19 protein-coding genes and 1 pseudogene are annotated in these 21,608 nt (G+C 40.7%); 12 read left to right on the forward strand and 8 right to left on the reverse strand.

Going from position 1 to position 21,608, the window contains the following annotated elements; genetic code table 11:
- Positions 1-17 precede the first annotated feature (17 nt).
- From FILTAD_RS05640 to FILTAD_RS05650, 3 genes are all read right to left on the reverse strand, one after another.
- On the reverse strand, positions 18-209 hold the full coding sequence (locus FILTAD_RS05640; RefSeq protein ID WP_148085384.1) for a hypothetical protein: 192 nt from the start codon (positions 207-209) through the stop codon (positions 18-20).
- 316 nt (positions 210-525) lie between these two features.
- Positions 526-2,994 (reverse strand): EAL domain-containing protein, encoded by a 2,469-nt coding sequence (locus FILTAD_RS05645; protein ID WP_160117570.1) that lies wholly within the window; start codon positions 2,992-2,994, stop codon positions 526-528.
- Positions 2,995-3,447: 453 nt separating this feature from the next.
- Entirely contained in the window at positions 3,448-4,485 is a 1,038-nt protein-coding gene (locus FILTAD_RS05650; protein WP_124069540.1) for an LLM class flavin-dependent oxidoreductase, read from the reverse strand.
- A gap of 528 nt (positions 4,486-5,013) precedes the next feature.
- On the opposite strand from FILTAD_RS05650, the gene FILTAD_RS05655 reads away from it, so the two are divergent.
- The 4 genes and pseudogenes from FILTAD_RS05655 to FILTAD_RS05670 all read left to right on the forward strand — a co-directional run bounded on the left by FILTAD_RS05655 (position 5,014) and on the right by FILTAD_RS05670 (position 9,906).
- On the forward strand, positions 5,014-6,420 hold the full coding sequence (locus FILTAD_RS05655) for a tetratricopeptide repeat-containing diguanylate cyclase (RefSeq protein ID WP_124069541.1): 1,407 nt from the start codon (positions 5,014-5,016) through the stop codon (positions 6,418-6,420).
- 104 nt (positions 6,421-6,524) lie between these two features.
- Positions 6,525-6,911: pseudogene (locus FILTAD_RS05660) on the forward strand (globin domain-containing protein).
- A gap of 186 nt (positions 6,912-7,097) precedes the next feature.
- The gene (locus tag FILTAD_RS05665; protein WP_124069542.1) at positions 7,098-9,104 is read left to right on the forward strand and encodes a penicillin-binding transpeptidase domain-containing protein; all 2,007 of its coding nucleotides are present in this window, start codon (positions 7,098-7,100) and stop codon (positions 9,102-9,104) included.
- A 97-nt stretch (positions 9,105-9,201) separates the two neighbouring features.
- The gene (locus FILTAD_RS05670; protein WP_124069543.1) at positions 9,202-9,906 is read left to right on the forward strand and encodes an endonuclease V; all 705 of its coding nucleotides are present in this window, start codon (positions 9,202-9,204) and stop codon (positions 9,904-9,906) included.
- A 199-nt stretch (positions 9,907-10,105) separates the two neighbouring features.
- On the opposite strand, the gene FILTAD_RS05675 is transcribed toward FILTAD_RS05670, so the two are convergent.
- Positions 10,106-10,762, reverse strand: coding sequence for a hypothetical protein (locus FILTAD_RS05675; protein ID WP_124069544.1), 657 nt, complete (start codon positions 10,760-10,762; stop codon positions 10,106-10,108).
- A gap of 235 nt (positions 10,763-10,997) precedes the next feature.
- Here FILTAD_RS05675 and FILTAD_RS05680 point away from each other — a divergent pair, with 235 nt between their 5' ends.
- From FILTAD_RS05680 to FILTAD_RS05690, 3 genes are all read left to right on the forward strand, one after another.
- Positions 10,998-11,231 (forward strand): hypothetical protein, encoded by a 234-nt coding sequence (locus FILTAD_RS05680; protein WP_124069545.1) that lies wholly within the window; start codon positions 10,998-11,000, stop codon positions 11,229-11,231.
- Positions 11,200-11,631, forward strand: a complete 432-nt coding sequence (locus FILTAD_RS05685) for a hypothetical protein (RefSeq protein ID WP_148085385.1) — start codon at positions 11,200-11,202, stop codon at positions 11,629-11,631. Before FILTAD_RS05680 ends, FILTAD_RS05685 begins: the two co-directional genes overlap by 32 nt.
- Positions 11,632-11,775: 144 nt before the next feature.
- Positions 11,776-12,393 (forward strand): hypothetical protein, encoded by a 618-nt coding sequence (locus FILTAD_RS05690; protein ID WP_124069547.1) that lies wholly within the window; start codon positions 11,776-11,778, stop codon positions 12,391-12,393.
- Between the two features lie 46 nt (positions 12,394-12,439).
- Here FILTAD_RS05690 and FILTAD_RS05695 read toward each other — a convergent pair whose 3' ends face one another.
- The 3 genes from FILTAD_RS05695 to FILTAD_RS05705 are packed head-to-tail and all read right to left on the reverse strand — an operon-like array spanning position 12,440 to position 17,245.
- Complete coding sequence (locus FILTAD_RS05695; protein ID WP_124069548.1) at positions 12,440-14,077, reverse strand: thiamine pyrophosphate-binding protein; 1,638 nt, start codon at positions 14,075-14,077, stop codon at positions 12,440-12,442.
- Entirely contained in the window at positions 14,074-16,878 is a 2,805-nt protein-coding gene (locus FILTAD_RS05700; RefSeq protein WP_124069549.1) for a bifunctional diguanylate cyclase/phosphodiesterase, read from the reverse strand. The genes FILTAD_RS05695 and FILTAD_RS05700 overlap by 4 nt, the downstream gene beginning before the upstream one ends.
- A 34-nt stretch (positions 16,879-16,912) precedes the next feature.
- Positions 16,913-17,245: a hypothetical protein gene (locus FILTAD_RS05705; RefSeq protein WP_124069550.1), complete on the reverse strand. Its 333-nt coding sequence runs from the start codon at positions 17,243-17,245 to the stop codon at positions 16,913-16,915.
- 13 nt (positions 17,246-17,258) lie between these two features.
- Here FILTAD_RS05705 and FILTAD_RS05710 point away from each other — a divergent pair, with 13 nt between their 5' ends.
- The 5 genes from FILTAD_RS05710 to FILTAD_RS05730 all read left to right on the forward strand — a co-directional run bounded on the left by FILTAD_RS05710 (position 17,259) and on the right by FILTAD_RS05730 (position 20,680).
- The gene (locus FILTAD_RS05710; RefSeq protein ID WP_148085386.1) at positions 17,259-17,459 is read left to right on the forward strand and encodes a hypothetical protein; all 201 of its coding nucleotides are present in this window, start codon (positions 17,259-17,261) and stop codon (positions 17,457-17,459) included.
- A gap of 156 nt (positions 17,460-17,615) precedes the next feature.
- Positions 17,616-18,965 (forward strand): ATP-binding protein, encoded by a 1,350-nt coding sequence (locus tag FILTAD_RS05715; RefSeq protein WP_160117571.1) that lies wholly within the window; start codon positions 17,616-17,618, stop codon positions 18,963-18,965.
- Complete coding sequence (locus FILTAD_RS05720; RefSeq protein ID WP_124069553.1) at positions 18,962-19,678, forward strand: hypothetical protein; 717 nt, start codon at positions 18,962-18,964, stop codon at positions 19,676-19,678. The genes FILTAD_RS05715 and FILTAD_RS05720 overlap by 4 nt, the downstream gene beginning before the upstream one ends.
- Before the next feature lie 177 nt (positions 19,679-19,855).
- Positions 19,856-20,242, forward strand: a complete 387-nt coding sequence (locus FILTAD_RS05725; protein ID WP_124069554.1) for an OsmC family protein — start codon at positions 19,856-19,858, stop codon at positions 20,240-20,242.
- 222 nt (positions 20,243-20,464) lie between these two features.
- A complete protein-coding gene (locus FILTAD_RS05730) occupies positions 20,465-20,680 on the forward strand; it encodes a hypothetical protein (RefSeq protein ID WP_124069555.1) in 216 nt (71 codons plus the stop codon).
- A gap of 215 nt (positions 20,681-20,895) precedes the next feature.
- Here the strand turns inward: FILTAD_RS05730 and pcp are convergent, their stop codons facing one another.
- Positions 20,896-21,510, reverse strand: a complete 615-nt coding sequence (pcp, locus tag FILTAD_RS05735; RefSeq protein ID WP_124069556.1) for a pyroglutamyl-peptidase I — start codon at positions 21,508-21,510, stop codon at positions 20,896-20,898.
- Positions 21,511-21,608: the final 98 nt, after the last annotated feature.

Below are 21,608 nucleotides of genomic sequence, written 5' to 3' on the forward strand. Positions count from 1 at the left end.
TCGAACAATTCCGTTGTTCACAAGTCTACGTGATTGACCTGAGTTGATGAAGGTAGTCCTCTATCACGCACCACCAAATCGACCGATTGCAAAAAACCTTCGGATTGCATTTTTTCGATAAACTCGTTAAGTTCATTCATAAATTCATCAATCACATGATCTCTAGATTCTACGTCCTCAATTGCTTGAAGCCTTTTTTCCAACATCATTTCACGCTCCTTGTGTTTTTGTAAATAAATTATTGGCTATAGTTAGGTATACTGCTGCAATACAAGCAAAAACGTATAGTGTACAAGGTCCTTAATTCATTTTGTAATTTTTAAAATTTCATCATGCTCTGCTACTGTCGCTTCTTCAGTCCTACGCAACTAGACTACCCCTTTTTGCTGCCATTCTAAACATCACATCGAACGGATATCGGTGTATCTTCATAAAAAGAATACTAAAAAGGAGCAAAAATACATTAAAATGTAGTTTTGCTCCTTTTCGGCGTCTGGCGTGCGGGTAAACTTGTCCAGCCCCAGTTCAAACTTCAACGCCATTTCGAATGGCTTTCAAATAGCGCATTTTTTCTACTTTTACGAAGTTGCAGTTTGGTAGGTATGGGTTTTTTCGCACTTGAATAGCAAATGAGTTCAATAATTTCACGAGTGCTGGTTGCTCGTTTTCGCTAAGTTTAAATTGAACACCATACTGATGAAATTCACCGATGTTTTCTTTCCAAACGATGTGTCCCGTCAACTTTAACGCTTCGTCCAATATTGTTGTTCCGAATTCCAAAAGAATATCATCGTCTACAGGAAGAGCTACATGGGACATGAACCGTAATCCCCCTAGTCCTATATTTTCCACTAGAACTTCAATTGCCCCCACTCTCACGGATTTTTCCTTATACTGAATAACCGTCATTGTCGAACCGAGTGGGAAAATCATTTCCACCCGGAATCCCTTGCGCCTATTTTGGGCAGGCTGCCGGGATTTACCTTTTGCAATTTGTATAACCGGGTTCTCTAAAAGCTGAACAAATTCTCCAACAGGAATAGGCTTGCTGATCAAGTAACCTTGTATCTGGTCGCATTCGTTTTGTCGAAGATAGGTCGCTTGCTCCGCTGTTTCCACTCCTTCCGCTATAACTGTCATGTCCAACTCATGCGCTAAACGAATAATCGCTTTTAAAATCAGTGAAACGTCATTGTTTAGTAACTCCCTTGTGAAAGACTGATCTATTTTAATCGTGTCTACTTTAAACTTCTTTAAGTATAGAAGGGATGAATAGCCAGTCCCAAAATCATCAATAGAGATTTTGATACCCGACTGTTTAAGCGTTTCGATAGAAGTGATGAACGTTTCATCATTTTGAATCAATACCCCCTCCGTTATTTCCAATTCCAACAAACCGGGGTCAACATTTGTTTCATCCATGATTTGTAGCAAGGTTTCCACCCAATCTTGCCTATCAAATATTTCCGGAGATATATTCACAGAAATCGGGACAGTCGTCAAACCACCTTTTTCCCACCTTTTCAGTTGCTCACAAGCAGCACGGAATGTCCAGATGGTGATTGCAAAAATCATTCCGTTTTCTTCAGCTAAAGGTATAAAATCGCCGGGAAATATCCTATTTCCATTTGGATGATTCCACCGGATTAGCGCTTCCGCACCCACCAAACCATTTGTTTTTGCATTAATTTTAGCTTGATAGTACATTTCGAATTCATTTCTATCAACCGCTTTTCTTAAATCACGTTCCAGTGAGTATGACTTATATGCATCCTCAGTCATGGATTGGTTATAAAATTTATAATTATTCTTCCCCTTTTCTTTAATGCGATAAAGGGACAAGTCAGCCCTCTCCAATAATGTTTCTGCGCTTTCACCGTCTATCGGGAAAACTGCAATTCCAATACTGACTGTAACAAACAGTTCGGATTCCCCGATAAGGTAAGGTTCGCCCAATAAATCTATCATTTTCGAAGCTATTTCCTCAATCTGTTCCCTACCCTTCATATTACGGATTAGCACAGAAAATTCATCTCCGCCTAACCGTGCCACAAAGTCATGTGAAGAAATGCATAGTTTCAGTCTCAAAGAAAATTCTTTTAACAATTCATCTCCAGTATGATGACCCAGCGTATCATTCACTTTTTTGAAACCATCCATATCTAAATACAACACAGCAAATTTGGAGTCGAATAGAGCGGACTTTTCCAGCAAGGCATTGACTTCTTCATTAAACATCCTTCGATTAGGGAGTTCTGTCAAATCATCGTGATAGGCAAGACGCGCGAGATAATCCAACTGACTTTGAGTACTTTTTTGTTCAGTGATATCAGTAATAATTCCGTCTAACCGTATAAGTTTTCCCGCTTCGTCGTAAGTCGGAATCGATTCATCCCGCACCCATCTAATTTCACCATTCTTATGCACAATACGGTATTCCGACTGGGGCAACTTTTCCCGTTTCAACATTTCTTGTCTGTCACGATAGTCCTGAAAATCCTCATGGAAAACGATGTCTCCCCATGACATGATGTTCATCTCAAATACACTTGATGAATAACCGCAAATAGGTTCCATTCCTTTGGAACAAAACAGCACCTTATTGGTAGCTGTATCTACTGTCCAAATACCTACTTCCAAAAAACGGGCTATTTCTTTCAAATTGCCTTGCTTTCCATCCGGATTTTGTTGACTCTTCTGTTGTTCCGTAATGTCAAAAGTGGTCCCAATTACACGGAGAATCTTTTGATCCTCATCAAAAACTAGATCTGTATATTGATCCAACAATCGTATAGAGCCATCATCCCGGACAATATGAAACGCAGTCCGAAATCCAATCCCATTTTCGACGGCGGACCTATAAGCGACGACGAAACTTGTATGGTCATCGGGATGGACTCTGGAAGTGAAAACTTCATAATTAACATTTTCAGTCTTTTCTATTCCATATATGTCAAAGACTTCATCAGAGCAATCAAGTTTGCCAGTTTCCATTTCATAGTTCCATATTCCGACGCCTATCATTTTCACAATGTTCTGAATTATCAAGTCATTTGAAAGCGAGGTTTTATCATCCGTGGCGGGATTTGTACTAGTAGGGGGTGGGATAGAATTCTTTACTGAATTAAATAATTTGGAGAACAGAGTCATTTTCCATCACTTCCTTTTCTTTTTTAAAAGATTTCTGAGACTTTTGTCGAATATTCTTTTTATTCTCTTATTATAGCACAAATTGCCTAATAGACAAACAGAATATTTGTTAGCTACTAGTAATTTATACGATGAAAATACTGCCGTTATACAAGGCCTGTTTTCTTATAAATTCAAAGGTATATATACCCGGTCTGTTGAGCTTTCAACCCACTTTGATGATTGGACATTTTTTATAAAAAACGGTACCTTGATCCTAAACATCCGAAGTTGTTTAGCATCAAGGTACCGTAAAATTTATTTTGTTGAAGAAAGAGTAAACGCGTTTGCCAATAACTCATATGATTTATGGCGTGTCGTTTTTTCCGTCAACATATTCAATATCATGATTTCATCGACCATGGCGTCTTCCGCTAGTTGGCGCAGCTGTTTTTCAACGTTTTCCACACTCCCGATAACAAAACGGGCCCTGTTTTCAGCCAACACGGCCTGTTCAGCCGGCGCGTAGACATGCGTACACGCTTCTTCCAGCGTCGGCGGTCCCATCTTGAATTCGCCTGTTCCCCATCGAGTCCATTGCAAAAGCCCCGGACCCGCCAAATATTCGGCTTCTTCATCCGTTTCAGCAGTTACGACAATAATCGCCAAAATACTTTTCGGTTCGGGCATAAAACGTGACGGCTTGAAGTTTTCGCGGTACGCCCGCAGCATTGGTATAGCCAACCGAGGTGAAATATGGGCAGCAAATACGAATCCGAGCCCTTTCTGCGCCGCAAATTGCATACCGCCATCACTCGAACCTAGCATATAAATGTCCGGAATCAATTCATTATCCGGCGACGCTGTGATGTTACTGAATGGGTGACCTGCCGGGAACTCATGCGTCAAGAAAGACAACAATTCATTCAACTGTTCAGGAAAGTCATACTGCGTGACAGCCTCCCGGGAACGACGTAGTGCCAATGCAGTCAAACCGTCCGTACCCGGTGCACGTCCGATCCCTAAATCGATTCTTCCTGGATGAAGCCCCTCCAAAATCGAGAAATTCTCCGCCACTTTGAGCGGGCTATGGTTCGGCAACATGATGCCGCCCGATCCAACACGGATGTTCTTCGTCACAGCAGCCGCGTGTGCACTGAGTAGATCAGGCGATGTACTAATTTGAAACTTCGTATTATGATGCTCCGCAAACCAGTAACGCGTATAGCCCAAACGGTCCGCCAACTGGACGAGTTCCGTTGAATTTCGGAGCGCCTCTGTGGCTGTTTCCCCGTTGTACATCGTCGCTAAATCTAGAATGGATAGTTTTAATTCTTTAGGTTGAATATATGTCATTTTGAATGAGACCTTCTTTCTTTATGATTTACTTCAACTTAGTATGGAATGTAGTCGTTTATACGTATGTTTTTGGATGTATGGGCGGCACCGCTTTATAAATTAAACTATAGCAGACCCATTACATCTTCAACAGGAAATGGGTTGCACAAATGTCCATTGTTCGTGGGACACTTTCGGGATTTGTTTGGGTTTTAACTAACAATAGTTAAAGTCTTTGCGATGGATGTTGGAAATATCCATGACTAATGTAGTGAAGTTGACCCATATAAGTAGCGATATTAACTTTATATATAGGGAATTCCCTACTTTTCACCTTGTAAAGCGTTCAATATCATTACTTCCATCTTTTGGTGATACAATGGAACTATATATATTAGGTAAATGGCTATCTATTTTAATTATGCGAGGACGCCTTAAATGGGGCAGCCACAACGGATTCAATCGAATTCTTTATAGCAACATACTCAGCCCTTAATTGGTAAGTGAAAAGCTGGACAAGAAAATTGTATACAAGGAGCCGAAACTATGGATAAAAGTGAATTGATTTTATTGCAAAAAAAGGTGACATCGCTAAGAAGTGAGGGTAACTATAAGGAATCGATTAATGCATGCTACCAACTTCTTGAGAATGGCATGAAATTAAATGATACGAAGTCCATTTTAATAGCTCATATGAATAATGCTTTTTCTTACTACTCAATAGGCGCACTGGAAGAAGCTTTCAACAGTATAGAGGTGCATGAAGAACTATGTAATATACATGGCGATGAAGAGGATCAATTGAATTCGCTTTTAGCATTGTTTTTTCTTCATGAATATAACAAAGACTACGATAAAGCCAAGTATTCAATCAAACAAACCATTTTGCTTGGGAAAAAGTTAAAACATTATGACGCCGTCAGCATGGCCTACAATAACTACAGTACTATCCATGCTGAAGAGGGGAACTATGAAAAAGCATTGGAAATGGCTGAAACAGCCCTCGTATTTGCGAAGTGCCACGAACCTATGAGCCCGATTTTGGAATTCAGAATCAAAATGAATAGTGCGAATGCCTATATCGGATTGAACGAATTTGCTGCATCAAAAGTTTTAATAGATGAACTGATGAACGACTCCATTCTGGATCCATTTTCCCGCAAAAAGGCACAGTTACATTCTCTTCAAGGCCGCTGGTATATGAAGCAACAATTCTATAAGGAAGCATTTGAATCGTTAACGGATGCTAGAAATTTGGCTGCGAGTTATACGGACATCCATTTATTGAAAGTCATCCAAGAACAACGGGTTGCATTATGTGAGCTGATGAATGATGTCCATACGGGTTACGAAGTGCAAAAAGAATATATTTTATTGCTTACCGAAATTGGTAAGCGGGACTTGGCGTTGGCGGCACTCAAGCTGGATGTCAAGCACACGGTGACTTCAATTGAAAAACGGGCGAATACTGATTATTTAACGGGCTTATACAATCGGAGTTATATGGAAACGACTACGGATTTATTGTTGAAGCAAGCTGTCACGAGAAATGAAAGCATTGTTTGCATTGTCCTGGATTTGGATAATTTGAAAGCGATTAATGATAGATTTGGTCATCTTTATGGTGATGAAATGATCAAGCTCGTCAGTCAAACATGCTCCGCTACGATTCGCAGGGAAGATTTGATAGGCCGGTTTGGCGGGGATGAATTTGTTATTATTTTAAATGGCGTTTCACTTGAAGATGGTAAAAAGAAAGCGGAACAACTAGCTGAAGTCGTGCAACATACGAAATTGGAGATAGATGGTGAAATTATCGATATAACAGCAAGCATCGGCATTTCAGACAACTCGGAATGTACGACTCCGAAATTTAAAGAGCTTTTTCATCGTGCGGATATGGCGCTTTATGAGGCGAAGACGAATGGGAAAAACCAGATATGTTGTCGTTAATGGTTGAAAATTCCCTGAAAAACATCCTTATATTTAATGTGGTATACTGAATACATGTTTAGAACACACCAATGGTTGCCACTACTTTATAGGAGGTTCACGCTATGTCGAAGCAAAGTCTACAAACACTTTACAATCAAATTGGCGGCGAAAAAATTCAAGAGTTAGTGAATCATTTTTACCCCAAAGTGTATGATGACCCTGATTTAAGCCCCTTGTTTGTTGGTGATATCAATGAAATTAAGCGTAAGTAATATATGTTTTTAACACAGTTTACAGGTGGTCCACCCTTGTATAGTGAGGAATTTGGTCCGCCTGCTATGAAATATCGCCATCTGCCATTTGAAGTGACACCGAAACGGGCTAGATGTTGGCTGCGCTGTATGGGTGAGGCGTTTGAAGAAGTCGGATTGGATCAAACCGAAGCCGGACAGTTTTTTTATAGCCGCTTACAGCAGGTAGCGGGAGCTATGATTAATACAATGGATTAAGGATTCCCTTTCAACTAGTATGTTGGAAGGGATTTTTTTCACACAATTTTTCAAGTACATTAGTTGTTCCCTTCCATTTATTCGGGTAGTATTATAATTGAATTTCATTTTTCAGAAACGAATAAAACTTACTACAAAAAGACAGTACACGACCTACCAATAGCTATGATGAAAGTGGGAATACGTATGAAAAAATGGAGAGTTTTAAGTATTTTTCTTATCCTGATTATTGCGCTCGCGGCTTGTTCGAAGAAAGATACGCCGGAAGATAGGCTTGCTTCTTATACCAAACTGTGGAAAGACGCGGAGTTCACAAAAATGTATGAGGGTTACTTAAGCGATGCGTCAAAAGACGTTTTTGGTCCAGATGAATACATTGACCGCACGACGAAACTGTATAAAGACCTGGCGATTACGGATGTACAAATCAAATTTAAAAATCCAGATGAAGACAAGAAATATAAAAAGGAAGATCAGCCGGAGTTTCCTGTTCAGATAAAAATGGAAACCGTTGCAGGTCCAATTGAATTCGAAAAAAAGGTGATGATGACATATGGTAAATCGGGTGAAGAGGAAAACTGGTTTGTCGAATGGGATCCTTCGTTCAATCTTCCAAATCTAACAATGAACGACAAAGTGGGCGTCTCCAAACTCCCTTCCAAACGAGGCGAAATTCTTGATCGAAACGGCTCGCCATTGGCTATAAATGGAAAAGGGTACGAAGCTGGAATTGTTCCCGAAAAGTTTAATGAAGAAAAAGATGCAGAAAGACTAGCTAAAATACTGAATACGACGCCTGACTATATCAAAAAACAACTTAATCAGAGTTGGGTGAAGCCCGATCAATTCGTGCCTATTAAAAAAGTTGCATCTACTCAAAATGCTATTGTAGAAAAAATGATTGAAGTCCCCGGTGTTACGTATACACAAGTCGAAATGCGGGAATATCCGTATGGAGAATCCCTTTCACATCTTGTTGGCTATATCGGTCGTATCAATGCTGACGAGTTAGAGAAAGTCAAAGACAAAGGGTATAAGGAAACAGATTTAATCGGTAAACGGGGGTTGGAACAGCTTCTCGATGAACAACTTCGTGGAGAAGACGGGGCTCGAATCTATATTGAAAAAACAAATGAAAACGCAGAAAAAATAACAATTGCTGAGAAAACGGCGGTAGATGGGAAATCACTGTCATTAACCATTGATGCGGATCTCCAACAGAAAACGTTTAAAGCGATGGATGGCGAGGCGGGAACAGCTACTGCAATTGATCCTAAAACGGGCGAAGTTCTTGTTTTAACAAGCTCCCCCGCCTTTGATCCAAATGAATTTGTGATTGGTGTCAGTGCGTCACATTACGACAAATTATCCAAGGATCCGCTCCAACCCTTATTAAATCGATTCGCGGCGACATATGCCCCAGGATCTGCAATAAAACCGATAACAGCGGCAATTGGATTAGAAGCGGGAACGATTAAACCTGAAAAAGGGTATACAATTGAAGGAAAACGATGGAAAAAGGACGAATCATGGGGAAATTTCGGTGTTACGCGCGTTTACACACCACCAAATCCAATCAATTTGAAAAAGGCAATTGTCCATTCTGATAATATCTATTTTGCAATGGAAGCAATAGAAATGGGTAAAAAGACCTTAATTGAAGGCTTTAAAAAGTTCGGTTTTGAAAAAGATATCCCATTTAGTTATCCACTTCGGGCTTCTCAAATTTCGAATGATGTTACGATTGGAACGGAGGCACAACTTGTGGATACATCGTATGGGCAAGGCCAAATGCTAATGAATATCGTTCATCTAGCGTCCAGTTATTCCCCACTACTAACGAACGGAAAAATGGTCAAACCAGTTTTATTCGCGGATGAAACCAAAAGTGAAATCTGGAAAGAAGGACTTATTTCACCTGAGAACGCAGCAATTCTCCGAGCTGATCTTCGCGAGGTCGTTACGAAAGGTTCCGGTAAAGACGCAGATATCCCTTCTGTTAAGATTTCCGGTAAAACAGGAACCGCAGAACTAAAATCCGGGCAAGATAAACGCGGAAAGGAAAATGGATTTTTCGTAGGCTATCAAACGGATGAAACAGCCTATATTATGGCGATGATGATTGAAAGTATAGAGGATAATGGCGGCAGTGGTTACGTCGTTAAAAAGGTTGCAGAAGTTATGGCTGAGTAGTTTTATGGGGATGCATCTGTACTTGCAGATGCATTTTTTCTTTTGTTTAATTTGGATTGGGGGGCGTTTACAACAGGTGCCCGAGGGAGGAAACCACTTGAATAATGAAGAAAAACAATCGCTATCCATTGAAATTGAAAAGTTTAAAACCATTCAAACCTTTCTCTCCGACAAAATCAGCTTAAAAAATGGTCGGGCGGTTGAACGGATACAATTTTGTGCAGGCGTGGATGTCGCTTACTGGGAAGAAGCAGGCGTGGAATGGGGAGTTTGTAGCATTGTCGTAATCGACTACGATACGAAAGTAGTTGTTGATAAAACACATAGCATCGGAAAAATTACTGTCCCCTATATACCTGGCTATTTAGCTTTCAGGGAACTGCCACTCGTTCTGGATGCGGCTAAGAAGCTATCCAAGACACCTGATTTGTACATGTTCGATGGCAACGGCTATTTGCATCCGCGCCATATGGGTATCGCCACACACGCTTCTTTTTTTCTTAATAAACCAACAATCGGCATCGCGAAAAGTTATTTCAAAATAGATAATGTGGATGTCACGATACCTAAAAACAAGACCGGATCTTATGAGGATATCGTCATTGGAAATGAAGTGTACGGTAGAGTTTTACGTTCCCATCAAGATGTCAAACCTATTTTCATCTCCTGTGGAAATTATATCAATCTACAAGCAACTACGAAAATCGTACTTCATTTGATTAACGAAGAAAGCCGGATTCCTATTCCCGTGCGGTTGGCGGATTTGGAAACAAAGCGGATTAGGAGACGATTGGTCGAATGATGGATGGGAAAAATACCTGAAAGCTTCTTGATTGTTCGGCGGTATACGGAGATTGGAATTCATAGGATATTTGCGGGAGTTAGTTATAAATCTCCCACACGAAATGTCTATTTAAGTCAAAAGGGTTGGAAACCTACTATGCAAATCCCGCATGAAAAACCAGCCAAACACGATGCGTTGACTGGTTCCCTTTTTCAACTTATGTAGTTGGTTGTATATCAGGAAAAGTGATGAGAACTTCTCCATCGCTATTTATCACTTCAATCAGTTCTTCATTGAATAGGTAAGGGGTATCATTTTTGTCTTGAGCTTTTATTTTTTCATAACGGTTCTCAGCGGATAAAATTTGAAAAGTAACAGGAATATATCGTCCTTTGTTGAGCGTTCTCATGTTCCCCATCAAAAAGATTTCTTTGCTGGAAACCGCAAAGCTTAGGTGTCCGACTACTTTATTCAAATTACCCGATACTAATTTGACATCTTGCAATAAAGAGATGATACATAAAATGAAATCATTAATTATTTCAGAAGACAGTTTGTCAAAACCATTTTTCAAAAACAATGTGTTGAAACCGTTTCTGATTTCTTTGAAGGAGAAGATATCCTCAATTTTCTTGGTTTTTACGCCGCTCCCAAGTTGACTGATGATTTGTTTGCACTCGTCAAGATATTGATTTACATAGCCCGTGCTGTTTTCCCGCTGCGCTATAAAGTTTCCGAGTTCTTTAATATTTTCATTATCTTGCGCTTCTTCCCGCACCAACATCATGAAACTGTATAGGTCTTTTTCATCAAAGTTTCGATCTGCAAACTTAGTATAGTAGTAGGCAAATAACTGTTGTTCTTTCTTATCCACGTTTGTTCCTCCCTTATATCAACCCCCTCTATCATAACATGTACGATGCCGTTAATTTAAGCGATTAGCATGCTTTTCTCCTACAATTAAGCTATCGGAATAGTGTCCAATTTAATCTAGTCACTGTACCAGAAAGTGTACAACTACTGAATTTTATTCTTTAAATCGGCAATACTTGCTGAATAGGACAATCTTTCAATCTCAATCACATCCAACAAGTAGGGGGCCAATTGCCATGAAAGAATTCAAAGTAACTTACTTCTTTGATGAAGAACATTATATCCGCAGATTTATCCATATGGAATCTATGGAAAGTGCGGAGGCGCTCATTCAAAGTGAGCGGGATAATTACATTTCGTTTCGGGATAGTAGAGGAATTTATCATGAGTTGAATACACAGGGCGTACGCGTCATTCAAGTTGCTGAATACCATAGGATTGATAAAAGTAGTCAATCGGGGGCGGATTGAGCGGTTCTCCAGCGCAATTGATCGCTCCACCGCGGGGATTGATCGCTTCTTCATCGTGATTGATCGCTTCTCCATGCGGATTGAGCGCACCAACGCAATGATTGATCGCTTCTCCATGCGGATTGATCGCTTCAACGCAATGATTGATCGCTTCTCCTTGCCAATTGAGCGCTCCAACGCAATGATTGATCGCTTCTCCTTGCGGATTGATCGCTTCAACGCAATGATTGATCGCTTCTCCTTGCCAATTGATCGCTTCAACGCAATGATTGATCGCTTCCCCTTGCCAATTGATCGCTACAACGCAATGATTGATCGCTTCTCCTTGCCAATTGATCGCTACAACGCAATGATTGATCGCTTCTCCTTGCCAATTCAGCGCACCAAACGCAATTATTGAGCGCTTCGCCTCGAGAATTGATCGCCCCGCCTTGGGTTACTAGCTATGGTTCTCCCTGCCCCACCAATTCCCTCAATCTACCCTTATGTTATAATTCTATCTATCTATAAACATTATTCATTACAATAAAATGGGGGCTTTGGCATGCAAGTATCACAAACAGATAATAACATTGAAAAAATCTCGAAAATAGACCAAATGGATCTCCTTCTGGAATCATCCAGCGGCAGTTTGACATATACGGATATTTGTACGGTTGTACAAGAGGTTTTTGCTATTAACTTAGACATTGCTTCGCTTACACCCGAATGCAAAATGGATTCTGCTTCTTCATCCAGCGCTGTAATCGATGCGCATCTTTCTGGCAAGGAAATGACGGGTTCGGAAGTCCGTGCTATGATTCTCCGCTTTTTCGGCGTGAATCTGAACGGGATTGCCTCCCTTGAGAAAACCAAAATTTCGTTATACTCAAAAAGGCAGTGGATTGTCCAAAAAGCTACTGATTTAATTGTTGTGTATACGGGGTCGGATGATGTGGATGTGTCGGTTTATGCGACGGACTATTTCAAAGAGAAAACCGGATCGGCTGGAATTCCCAACGACTTACAAAAGGCATTGATGAGTCTTGGTTTCACGTATGACGAGGCTAACGGAAGCTGTTATTACGCAAATCCCACGGGGCAGGCGGTACCTGATGCCTTTAAAGGGCAAACAATCGGGGCAATAGCCGAATCCCTACATAATTTGTCTACGCCATTATAAAAAAAGAAATCCAGAATGGGCACTTGGCCTATCCTGGATTTCTTTTTCATTTACCGAAAGATGATAAGAATTTAACACGATCTCCCATGGGCGGAATTGTTTCATCCACCAATACGATTTCCAAAATGGAAGGGCCTTTTGCCGCCATCAAGCTTTCGATGACATCCTGGCTGAGGTCTTCCATGCTTTCAACTCGTACACTTGGAATTTGCATGGCCGCAGCCATTGCAGAAATATTGATTGGTTCCTGTGCAAATGAAGGATGAGAGCGTTTATATTGCAATGAATGGCCGTGATAGACCATTCCCAATCGCGCATTGTTCATGATTACGAATACAATCGGCAACTGCTGTTCTTTCGCAGTTAGTATCTCCATGCCGTGCATGAAAAAGCTACCATCACCGGTTATACAGATAACTGGACGCTCAGGTTCCGCCAGTTTCGAGCCTATCGCCGACCCGATTCCACTTCCCATTGCCCCAAAATGCACATTAATGTTAAATGTATCCGTGTCCAGCACATTCATATGATGAACGACATAAGCCATGAACTCGCCAATATCGATGGTGTAGCGAGTGGAAGCGGGTGCAAACTTCTGTATTTGCGTCAATACGTTTTTAGTGTTGTATTCTTCCAGATTCTCGATTTCGTTCTGCTTTTTAGCAGTAGGCATGCTTCTTCTTGAAAGTCCAAGCGCTTTTAATTCCACAATTAGGGCTTGTAAACTTAGATTGACATCACCTAAAACAGGGATATCAATTCCATATTTCCGGTGAAAGACGGATTGGTCGTAATCCATCTGTACAGTAAAGCGGTTTTTCGTCAGATTTTCATTCCAGTTATTCGTCGCCGTTTCGCCTAAACTTGAGCCGATGACCAATAAGGCCTGCCCGTCGCCTTCATTGATGAGTACTGATGCTTCGTCGTGACCCGCAAAGCCGAAAACGCCCGCTACGAGAGGATGATTATCTTGAATATACCCTTTTGCCTGAGGCGTTGTGATGATTGGCCATTCCAGCATTTCCGCCACTTCGAGCACGAGTTCTACAGAGTTCCTAATCCCTTGCCCCACAAAGATATAACCGTCTTTTCGATTGACTAGCTCTTTAGCCGCCGTCTTAAGTGTGTCATGATCGGGGACAATCGGTTCTCTTACAATAAATTCAGGTATATCAACATTCTCCATTTCTTGAAGTTGGATATCGATTGGCATGGCAATATGGACAGGTCCCGGGATACCCGACAGCGCCAGTTCAGTTGCCTTCACGAATTCGGGAAGTAAATCCTTCGCATCCGTAATCGTGACACTATATTTTGTCACCGACCGGAACAGCGGCTCGGCATCCAATTCTTGAGAGGCATTTAACCCGACGGTATTTACAGGGACTGCACCCGTTATGAAAAGCATGGGTAGATGCTCACGCATTGCATTTGCTGCACCCGTCACAAGATTTGTTCCACCAGGGCCACTGCTTGCGATGCAAACGCCTAGTTGTCCGGCATATTTAGCATAGGCGGCCGCCATATAAGCCGCAGCTCCTTCGTGTTTTGTGACGATAGGTGTTATTTCAGGCGTTTCATACAACTCATCAAAAAACGCATTTACCGAACCTGCCGGAATACCAAAAATGTATTCTACTCCATTGTCTTTTAAATAATCCACTACTGCTCGTACTGCCTTCATCGAATTCCTCCTGCGTTAATAAGATATTTTTGTTCGAATTCTTGCGCGTTCATCGGCCGGCCGAAATAAAACCCTTGCATCAAATAACAATCCCGCGTTGATAAAAATTCCGCCTGCTCTTCAGTCTCAACGCCTTCAGCAATTACATCCAAGTTCAAATTTTGGGCAAGTGTAATAATGGTATTAGTAATAGCCGCACTATTATCATCTAGTTTCAAATCTTGAACAAACGATTTATCAATTTTCAGGATATTAATGGGAAAGTCTTTCAAATAGCCAAGAGATGAATAGCCCGTACCGAAATCATCAATGGCAATCTTTATGCCGATTCCTTTTAACTTTTCAAGCGTTTTCAAGGTTAGCGCTGTGTTTTTCATGATTTGGTTTTCAGTGATCTCCAGTTGTAAAAACACGGGAGATAACGCTGTTTTATCTAAGATCGTTTTGACGATAGAATATAAATCATTCTTTTCGAACTGGCGGACAGACAAATTGACGGACACACTTAATAAAGGATAGCCCTGTTCATGCCAACGTTTCACTTGGTTACATGCCTGCTCAAGGACCCACTCGCCAATAGGGACGATTAAACCCGTTTCTTCCGCTAACGGAATGAACTTATCGGGCGGTATTAACCCTTCTGTTGGATGATTCCACCTGATTAGAGCTTCCATACCGACAACCATTTTCGTTTTATAGTCTATTTGAGGCTGATAATAGATTATAAATTCCTCATTTTCGACTGCTTTATATAAAGCATTTTCGAGTATAAGATTTTCAAAAGTGCCTGTATCCATTCCGGCTTTATAGAATTGGTAACTACTTCCTGCAAGTTCCTTAGACTGGTACATTGCAATATCCGCATTCTTTATCAACAGATCCGCAGTATCCCCGTCTTCAGGAAACAGACTAATCCCCATACTGACCTTAATGTGAATTTCATTTTCTTTGAGCGTGAACGGTTTTGAGAATGCCGCAATTACACGATCAATGACCTGTTGTATGTCCTGTTTATTTTTGATGTCAGGCAGATAGATGATGAACTCATCCCCGCCTTGCCGCGACGCCGTTGCCCCTTCAGGAATACATGTCCGTAGACGGTTCGCCAAATAATCAAGCAACTGATCACCATAACTATGCCCTAATGTATCATTCACCGTTTTAAAACGATCCACATCCATATACAGGATAGCGAGTTTGCCATCATGTGTTTTGGCGTGTTCTAGCCCTTGCTCCAGCCTGTCTTTTAACAGCACTCTATTTGGTAAATTCGTTAAACTATCATAATAGGCACGATGTTTTATTTCCTCTTCCATCTGTTTCTTTTGCGTAATGTCTTTAAACGTTACGACATACCCGACAACCTTTCCGTTTTCTGAAATCGGGGAAACAACATATTCGGACTCCAAGCTGGTACCATCATTTTTGTATAAAAGGCCTTCTCCTTGAAACTTATCGTTTTTAGCTTTTAAAAGGGCGGTTACCTTTTTTTGTTCCCCCATATGGCTAAAGTTAAATACAGCGTCATACGGTTTCCTGATGAGTGCACATTTTGTTTCGTAACCCAGCATGGATGCTCCTGCCGGATTACAAAATGTGACATTGCCCTCTAGGTTCAGACCGAATATCCCTTCACCGGCCGAGTTGAGAATCAGCTCTTTTTCACGGCCAAGCTGCTGCAACTCTGACACAACGTTTTCAAGTTGCTTGTTTTTATCGATTACTTCAGAAGTTCTTTCATTTATAATCAATTCCTGCTTTTCCATATACAATAAATTCGACAGCGTTGATGCCGTTGCATCTATAATCGACTGTGCGAGTTTTTGATTGGCTTCCGAATAGGAGACCCCTGTCTTTTCCAGATTCACCACGGCGATGACGCCTAAAACTTGGCCCAGCGATACCAACGGAAGCACGAACATCCCCTTCATCCCGAATTCCCGGCACGCTTCATGATTCGGTCTTTCATCAGCAAAGACATCCGGAATAAGAACCGCTTCCTTCGTCCTTATCACTTCTTGGAATACAGCATCCGATCTTTCGTCTATCCTCGCCATGCCGTGGGTTTCCAACCATTCTTCTTCTGTCCAATCGCTATTCTTGCTTAGGTGGGCCGGCTTAATAAGTTTGCCGGCTAGGGGATCCAATAAATGCACACCGATATTATGGTTATTCAACACTTTTCCGATATAGAAAAAACACTTCCCAATTCCCTCGTCCATTGATGAACACATGGATAAATCACGTGTGACATCCAGCAACAATTGTTTTTCAGCAAGTAGATTTTCCTTATGCGTTAAATTAGCTGCATTTTGAATCGCAACAGCAGCCATATTTACATAGGCCTCAACAGATTGAATCTCGGACTCTGTTAAGTTCATCGGAATTCCATAGTCAAATAAGAAGACAAGACCAAATAATTCATTCTCATAGGAGATAGGGAGCACCAATAACGATTTAATCTGGAATCCTTCCACCGCTCTAGGATCCGGGCGATTATCCTTTGATGTATCCGGTATGTAAATCGTCTTTTGAGTGTCAACCACTTCTTTGGCCAATAAATCGTAGTCCATATCAATTACATGCATATCCAGCGTCATACCATTAATCAATTCGGGTTTTCCAACGTACCCCCTGAAAGACCCATCCTCACGCGGTAAATAGATACCAACTGAATCGCATTGAACGATTTCTTCTGATATGGCCGTTACAACATTCTCTAGCACTTCACGTAACTCAAGCTTCGTATTAATCAACTTCGTAATATTGGCAAGCCGCGAATACCTCGTTTGTTCTTCCATCCTTTTCCACTCCTATATCGGTGTTACATGCTCATTACTTTTCCATTAAACTAGTAACCGATTGGTTGTCGTCCTTTTTAGTTATCGTACCATAACTTTCATATAGTTGAACGTATTTACTGGTGAATTTTATCGGATTATCTGGTGTTTTTTGGGGATTGGGCGATTTATTGTGTGGGTTGATCGCTTTGGGGTGGGGATTGATTGCTTCTTCGTGAGGATTGATCGCTTGGCGTGCAGGATTGATCGCTTCGGCGTGGGGATTGATCGCTTCTCCGTGGGGATTGATCGCTTCTCCGTGGCGATTGATCGCTTGGCCATGGCGATTGATCGCTTCTCCATGGCATTGATCGCTTCTCCATGGCATTGATCGCTTCTCCGTGGTGATTGATCGCTTCTCCATGGCGATTGATCGCTTCTCCGTGGCGATTGATCGCTTCTCCGTGGCGATTGATCGCTTCTCCATGGCGATTGATCGCTTCTCCATAGCGATTGATCGCTTCACCATAGCGATTGATCGCTTCACCGCGCGCATTGATCGCTTCGACATGGAAATTGAGTGTACTCTTCTAAACAGGTAGTAACAGACAGAATAAATGTATGGGTTTTGGTCAAAGATAGCTCTAACAGTAATATCGAAAAAGGAATAAAAAGTTCTAAATTAGGTTTAACTCGTTGAATATATGCCTGTTAATCTGTATGATTTATATATAGCAATCTTCGAAAGGATGTACATTATGGAACCCATTGTTCGTGTTCTAGAAGTAACATTACAAAACTTTAAAAACGTCGGCCATGGAATCGTCACCTTCCCGTCTGCCAAAAAAATGACCACCGAGAAAGCGGATATTTTGGGGATATACGGTCAAAACGGCTCCGGAAAAACAACTATAGTAGAAGCGTTTGCCATGTTAAAAACGTTGCTAGACGGAGCTGGATTCCCCAATGAATTTAACCATTTGATCTCATCAGGTAAAGATGAATCGGTTTTAACATTCGCTTTTTTATATGAAGAAGACAAAGAAAAAATGTACTTAGAATATAAAACGGCTTTTGAAAATAAACGAAACAAGATCGTACTAAAAAATGAATCAGTGAAATTTAAAAAAGTGAAAAAAGGAAGTAGAATTAAGGACCTAATCGGGTACGAAAGTGATAAAAACTTTGACTTTATGACGGTTAGAAACCCGGCAAGCATTAAAGAAATTGAAGCAACTGTTGGATTAAAAGTAAGCAAAAGCTTAGCAGAAAGAGAAAGAACCTCATTTTTATTTAGAGAAGATACACTAGAAATTTTAAGCCAAAACAATTTGGATGACGAATTCAAGTATTTACAAGCACTTAAATCTTCATTCGGGAAAAACCTTCACATATTGACCAATCAAAACTCTGGTTTAATCTATGCAAATATCGTTTTACCGATTGCATTTCAAATGGAAAGCTCGAATTTCGAAGCAGGCGGTACCGTCCCTTTACGGTTTGACGAAGCAAGGGTAATTCCTAAAGACTTATATGTAATAGCCAATGACGTTTTCCAACAAATTAATATCGTATTAAAAAAGGTCATTCCCGGACTAACGGTAGAACTAAATAATCTAGGAAATGAAACGGATAGTAACGGCCGAGAAGGCGTGCGGGTTGAATTACTTAGTAACAGGAATGGTATGAAATTGCCCTTCTGGTGCGAATCTGACGGTATTAAAAAGCTATTTTCTATACTGAGTACCTTAGTGACCATGTACAATAAATCGAATTCTTGCATCGTAATTGATGAACTGGATGCGGGTATTTTCGAGTTTTTATTGGGAGAAATAATCGAAGTTCTTGAAAACTACGGGAAAGGACAATTACTATTCACTTCCCACAATTTGAGATTACTGGAGGTTCTCCATAAAGAAAGCTTATTGTTTACAACCATCAATCCAGAAAATCGCTTCATTAAATTAACAGGGATCAAGAAGACAAATAATATTAGAGATGTCTATATCCGCGCAGTTCAATTGGGTGGTCAAACCGAAGACATTTACCAAGAAACGGATGCTTATTACATTAGACAGGCTTTTAGAAAAGCGGGTGATGTTAAGTGAGCCGCGCAAGTAGAAAAGTGGTCATAATCATTGCGGAGGGGTCGTCTGAAGAGGATGCGTTATATCCTTTCCTTGAAAAAGTTGGTAAACCGCATAATGTCATGTTCAAAGTAACGCATGGTGATCTATTTTCCGATTTAAAAAGCAAGAGTAAAAGTCCTAAAAATATAATCGGAGAAGTCGTCAGTAAATTTATCGATGAAAACAAGTTTTTGAAAAAAGATATTTTGTTGGTTGCCCAATTAACAGACACCGATGGGACTTTTTTAGATGAATCAAAAGTGGTCGTTAAAGAGTCCGTTGAACGGATTAAATACACTGAAGACGCGATTTTCGTTCCGAGCGAGAAAAAACTCGAACAAATAGTTGAACGAAATAAAATGAAATCCCAACGGTTAAAAACACTAGTGAACACCAATTTTACACTATCGTCCATCCCCTACAAGGTTTATTATTTTTCCTGTAATTTGGATCATGCAATCCATGATTTACAAACCATCAAAGCCGAGGAAAAAATAAAAAAAGCAGAATCCTTCGCTGACTCCATTACAGACGATGCGTTCGTCGAATTTTTTAACGAGCTGGCGATATTCGGGGAAAAGGATTTCGGAGAGTCTTGGGATTTCATCATGAATGAAGAAAACTCGCTAAAAAGAAGTAGCAATTTCGTCTTGTTTTTGAATGAATTAGAAGGCCTTACAGCGCCGAATTAAAGAAGTCCATTGAATCCTATACTTCGCACGGGGATTCCTTCCGCCACAAGCCGGACAGAAGTTCACTGTTAGTCTTGTGGCTTCAGCTACCCCTCGTTATCTGAATAGTCCAGTACACAATATATGCTTTATTAATCGAAACCCTCTATAATTCTAGTTCAAGGGAGGCGTATGATTATGAAATTTGAAATGATGGAAAATGGTTTTGAGACGGAGATGGATTTTGGCCGACTTGAAATTTCAGGTAATGAGGAATATGGGTTCAGGCCATTCCAACTTCTTGTTTCTTCACTTGCGGTATGTAGCGGCGGTGTATTACGGAACATTCTAGAAAAAATGCGCATGCCCGCCGATAATATAACAATTGAAGTGAAGGAAGTAACTCGAAACGTAGAAATTGCCAACAGGATTGAAAAAATTCATCTGCATTTTATCATTGAAGGTCAAGATATTGATGAAACAAAAATGGATAAAGTCTTTGAGTTGACGCTGAAAAACTGTGCCATGGCACAATCCGTCATCGGTTCGATTGAACTTGTGGAGACGTATGAGGTTAGGAATTGAGCTAGAGTAGGATAAGGTGCTAGATAGCCGAGAGCTTATAAAAACATCAACGCGGACGGAAAGTAATCTTTCCACGTTGGTGTTTTTCTTAATTTAACGGTGATTGGTACCAACAATCTCCAGTACGCAATGCAAAGTAATTAGCAGAAATCGCTTCTCAGGCATACTTGCCCCTCCCCCGTTATAAGTCGTACATATGTTATAGACAAGGGGGTGTATAGTATGTCGAAATTTAGAAACGATGTTCCGCTTTTTCTCGCCTGTATTTTAGCAGCTTATGCGGTTCTTTTGCTAATTATTATCGTGCCGGGATTACTCGTTGGGGCTAGCACTTTGCTACTTATCGGGATTGTTGTAGTTGTGATTGTTGTTGTGTTATTTGCAGTAGCGATCATTTTGAAAGGCCTTTCAAGTCTTTTAGGCGGTTTTAAATCGTAAAAGACTTGTTCGGATCAACGGAATTGAATTGATTTGATGGACAGCAGCTGGTGGTCTAAGCTGCTGTTTTTCCGTGTTTCCGTAGCATTTCTATGCATGATTCATTTAAATGACTACTAAAGAGAAGTACTTATATATACATACGAGCCTTTTGAAAAGTTTGAATCAAACGTACCTGAAACTTTGCCACCACAACTTCAGGTATGTACATTTTCTTATGATTCATCTACTGACAACATTTCAATGCAAAGCGTTACACCTTTTTTCAACTCTTCGTGTGACCAGCTTGGTATTTTGCCGTATTCGATGGCGAGTTCATGAGACGCTGGAATGTGAAGGAAACCGGCTTTCATGTTCGGTTGATTTTTCGCGGCATAATGCAATGCTTCGTACATCACATTGTTGCATAGATACGTGCCTGCAGTGTTTGAGATTTCAGCAGGCAACCCGCTTTCAAGTAGCTGATTGACCATCGCTCTAATTGGCAAGGTCGACATATAAGCGGGCTCACCATCCACTTGGATTACTTCGTCTACCGGTCGATGGCCATTATTATCAGGTTCTCCGTCTTTAATGTTAATGGCGATACGTTCTGGTGTCATTTTATAACGTCCCCCGGCTAATCCCAACGACATGACTGCATCGGGTTGTATCTGTTCAATATGTGCGAGAAGTTGCTTACCTGAAGCGTTGAAATCGACGGATAATACTTCACTATGAATGACGTAATCCCCGATTTGTTGGCCGTTTAGTTCTTCCACAATCTTCATCGTCGGATTGACCGTGAATTTCAGGAAGGGTTCGAAACCTGTAAGCAGTAACTTTTTCATCAATATCGTCCTACTTTCATATTAATGTATGCTTATTATCACTTTTGCGATGAAGATTTTGTTTTGGATTGGTATAGTTGGGCTTGGAAGTATTTGAT

This window comes from Filibacter tadaridae (assembly GCF_900609045.1).
Classification (GTDB): domain Bacteria; phylum Bacillota; class Bacilli; order Bacillales_A; family Planococcaceae; genus Sporosarcina; species Sporosarcina tadaridae.

Bases quoted from the DNA above. Each gene is read 5' to 3' on its own strand.
- FILTAD_RS05640 (WP_148085384.1), bottom strand. From the start codon at position 209: ATGATGTTGGAAAAAAGGCTTCAAGCAATTGAGGACGTAGAATCTAGA.
- FILTAD_RS05645 (WP_160117570.1), bottom strand. From the start codon at position 2,994: ATGGAAACTGGCAAACTTGATTGCTCTGATGAAGTCTTTGACATATAT.
- FILTAD_RS05650 (WP_124069540.1), bottom strand. From the start codon at position 4,485: ATGACATATATTCAACCTAAAGAATTAAAACTATCCATTCTAGATTTA.
- FILTAD_RS05655 (WP_124069541.1), top strand. From the start codon at position 5,014: ATGGATAAAAGTGAATTGATTTTATTGCAAAAAAAGGTGACATCGCTA.
- FILTAD_RS05665 (WP_124069542.1), top strand. From the start codon at position 7,098: ATGAAAAAATGGAGAGTTTTAAGTATTTTTCTTATCCTGATTATTGCG.
- FILTAD_RS05680 (WP_124069545.1), top strand. From the start codon at position 10,998: ATGAAAGAATTCAAAGTAACTTACTTCTTTGATGAAGAACATTATATC.
- FILTAD_RS05690 (WP_124069547.1), top strand. From the start codon at position 11,776: ATGCAAGTATCACAAACAGATAATAACATTGAAAAAATCTCGAAAATA.
- FILTAD_RS05695 (WP_124069548.1), bottom strand. From the start codon at position 14,077: ATGAAGGCAGTACGAGCAGTAGTGGATTATTTAAAAGACAATGGAGTA.
- FILTAD_RS05700 (WP_124069549.1), bottom strand. From the start codon at position 16,878: ATGGAAGAACAAACGAGGTATTCGCGGCTTGCCAATATTACGAAGTTG.
- FILTAD_RS05705 (WP_124069550.1), bottom strand. From the start codon at position 17,245: ATGCCATGGAGAAGCGATCAATGCCATGGAGAAGCGATCAATCGCCAT.
- FILTAD_RS05715 (WP_160117571.1), top strand. From the start codon at position 17,616: ATGGAACCCATTGTTCGTGTTCTAGAAGTAACATTACAAAACTTTAAA.
- FILTAD_RS05725 (WP_124069554.1), top strand. From the start codon at position 19,856: ATGAAATTTGAAATGATGGAAAATGGTTTTGAGACGGAGATGGATTTT.
- FILTAD_RS05730 (WP_124069555.1), top strand. From the start codon at position 20,465: ATGTCGAAATTTAGAAACGATGTTCCGCTTTTTCTCGCCTGTATTTTA.
- pcp (WP_124069556.1), bottom strand. From the start codon at position 21,510: ATGAAAAAGTTACTGCTTACAGGTTTCGAACCCTTCCTGAAATTCACG.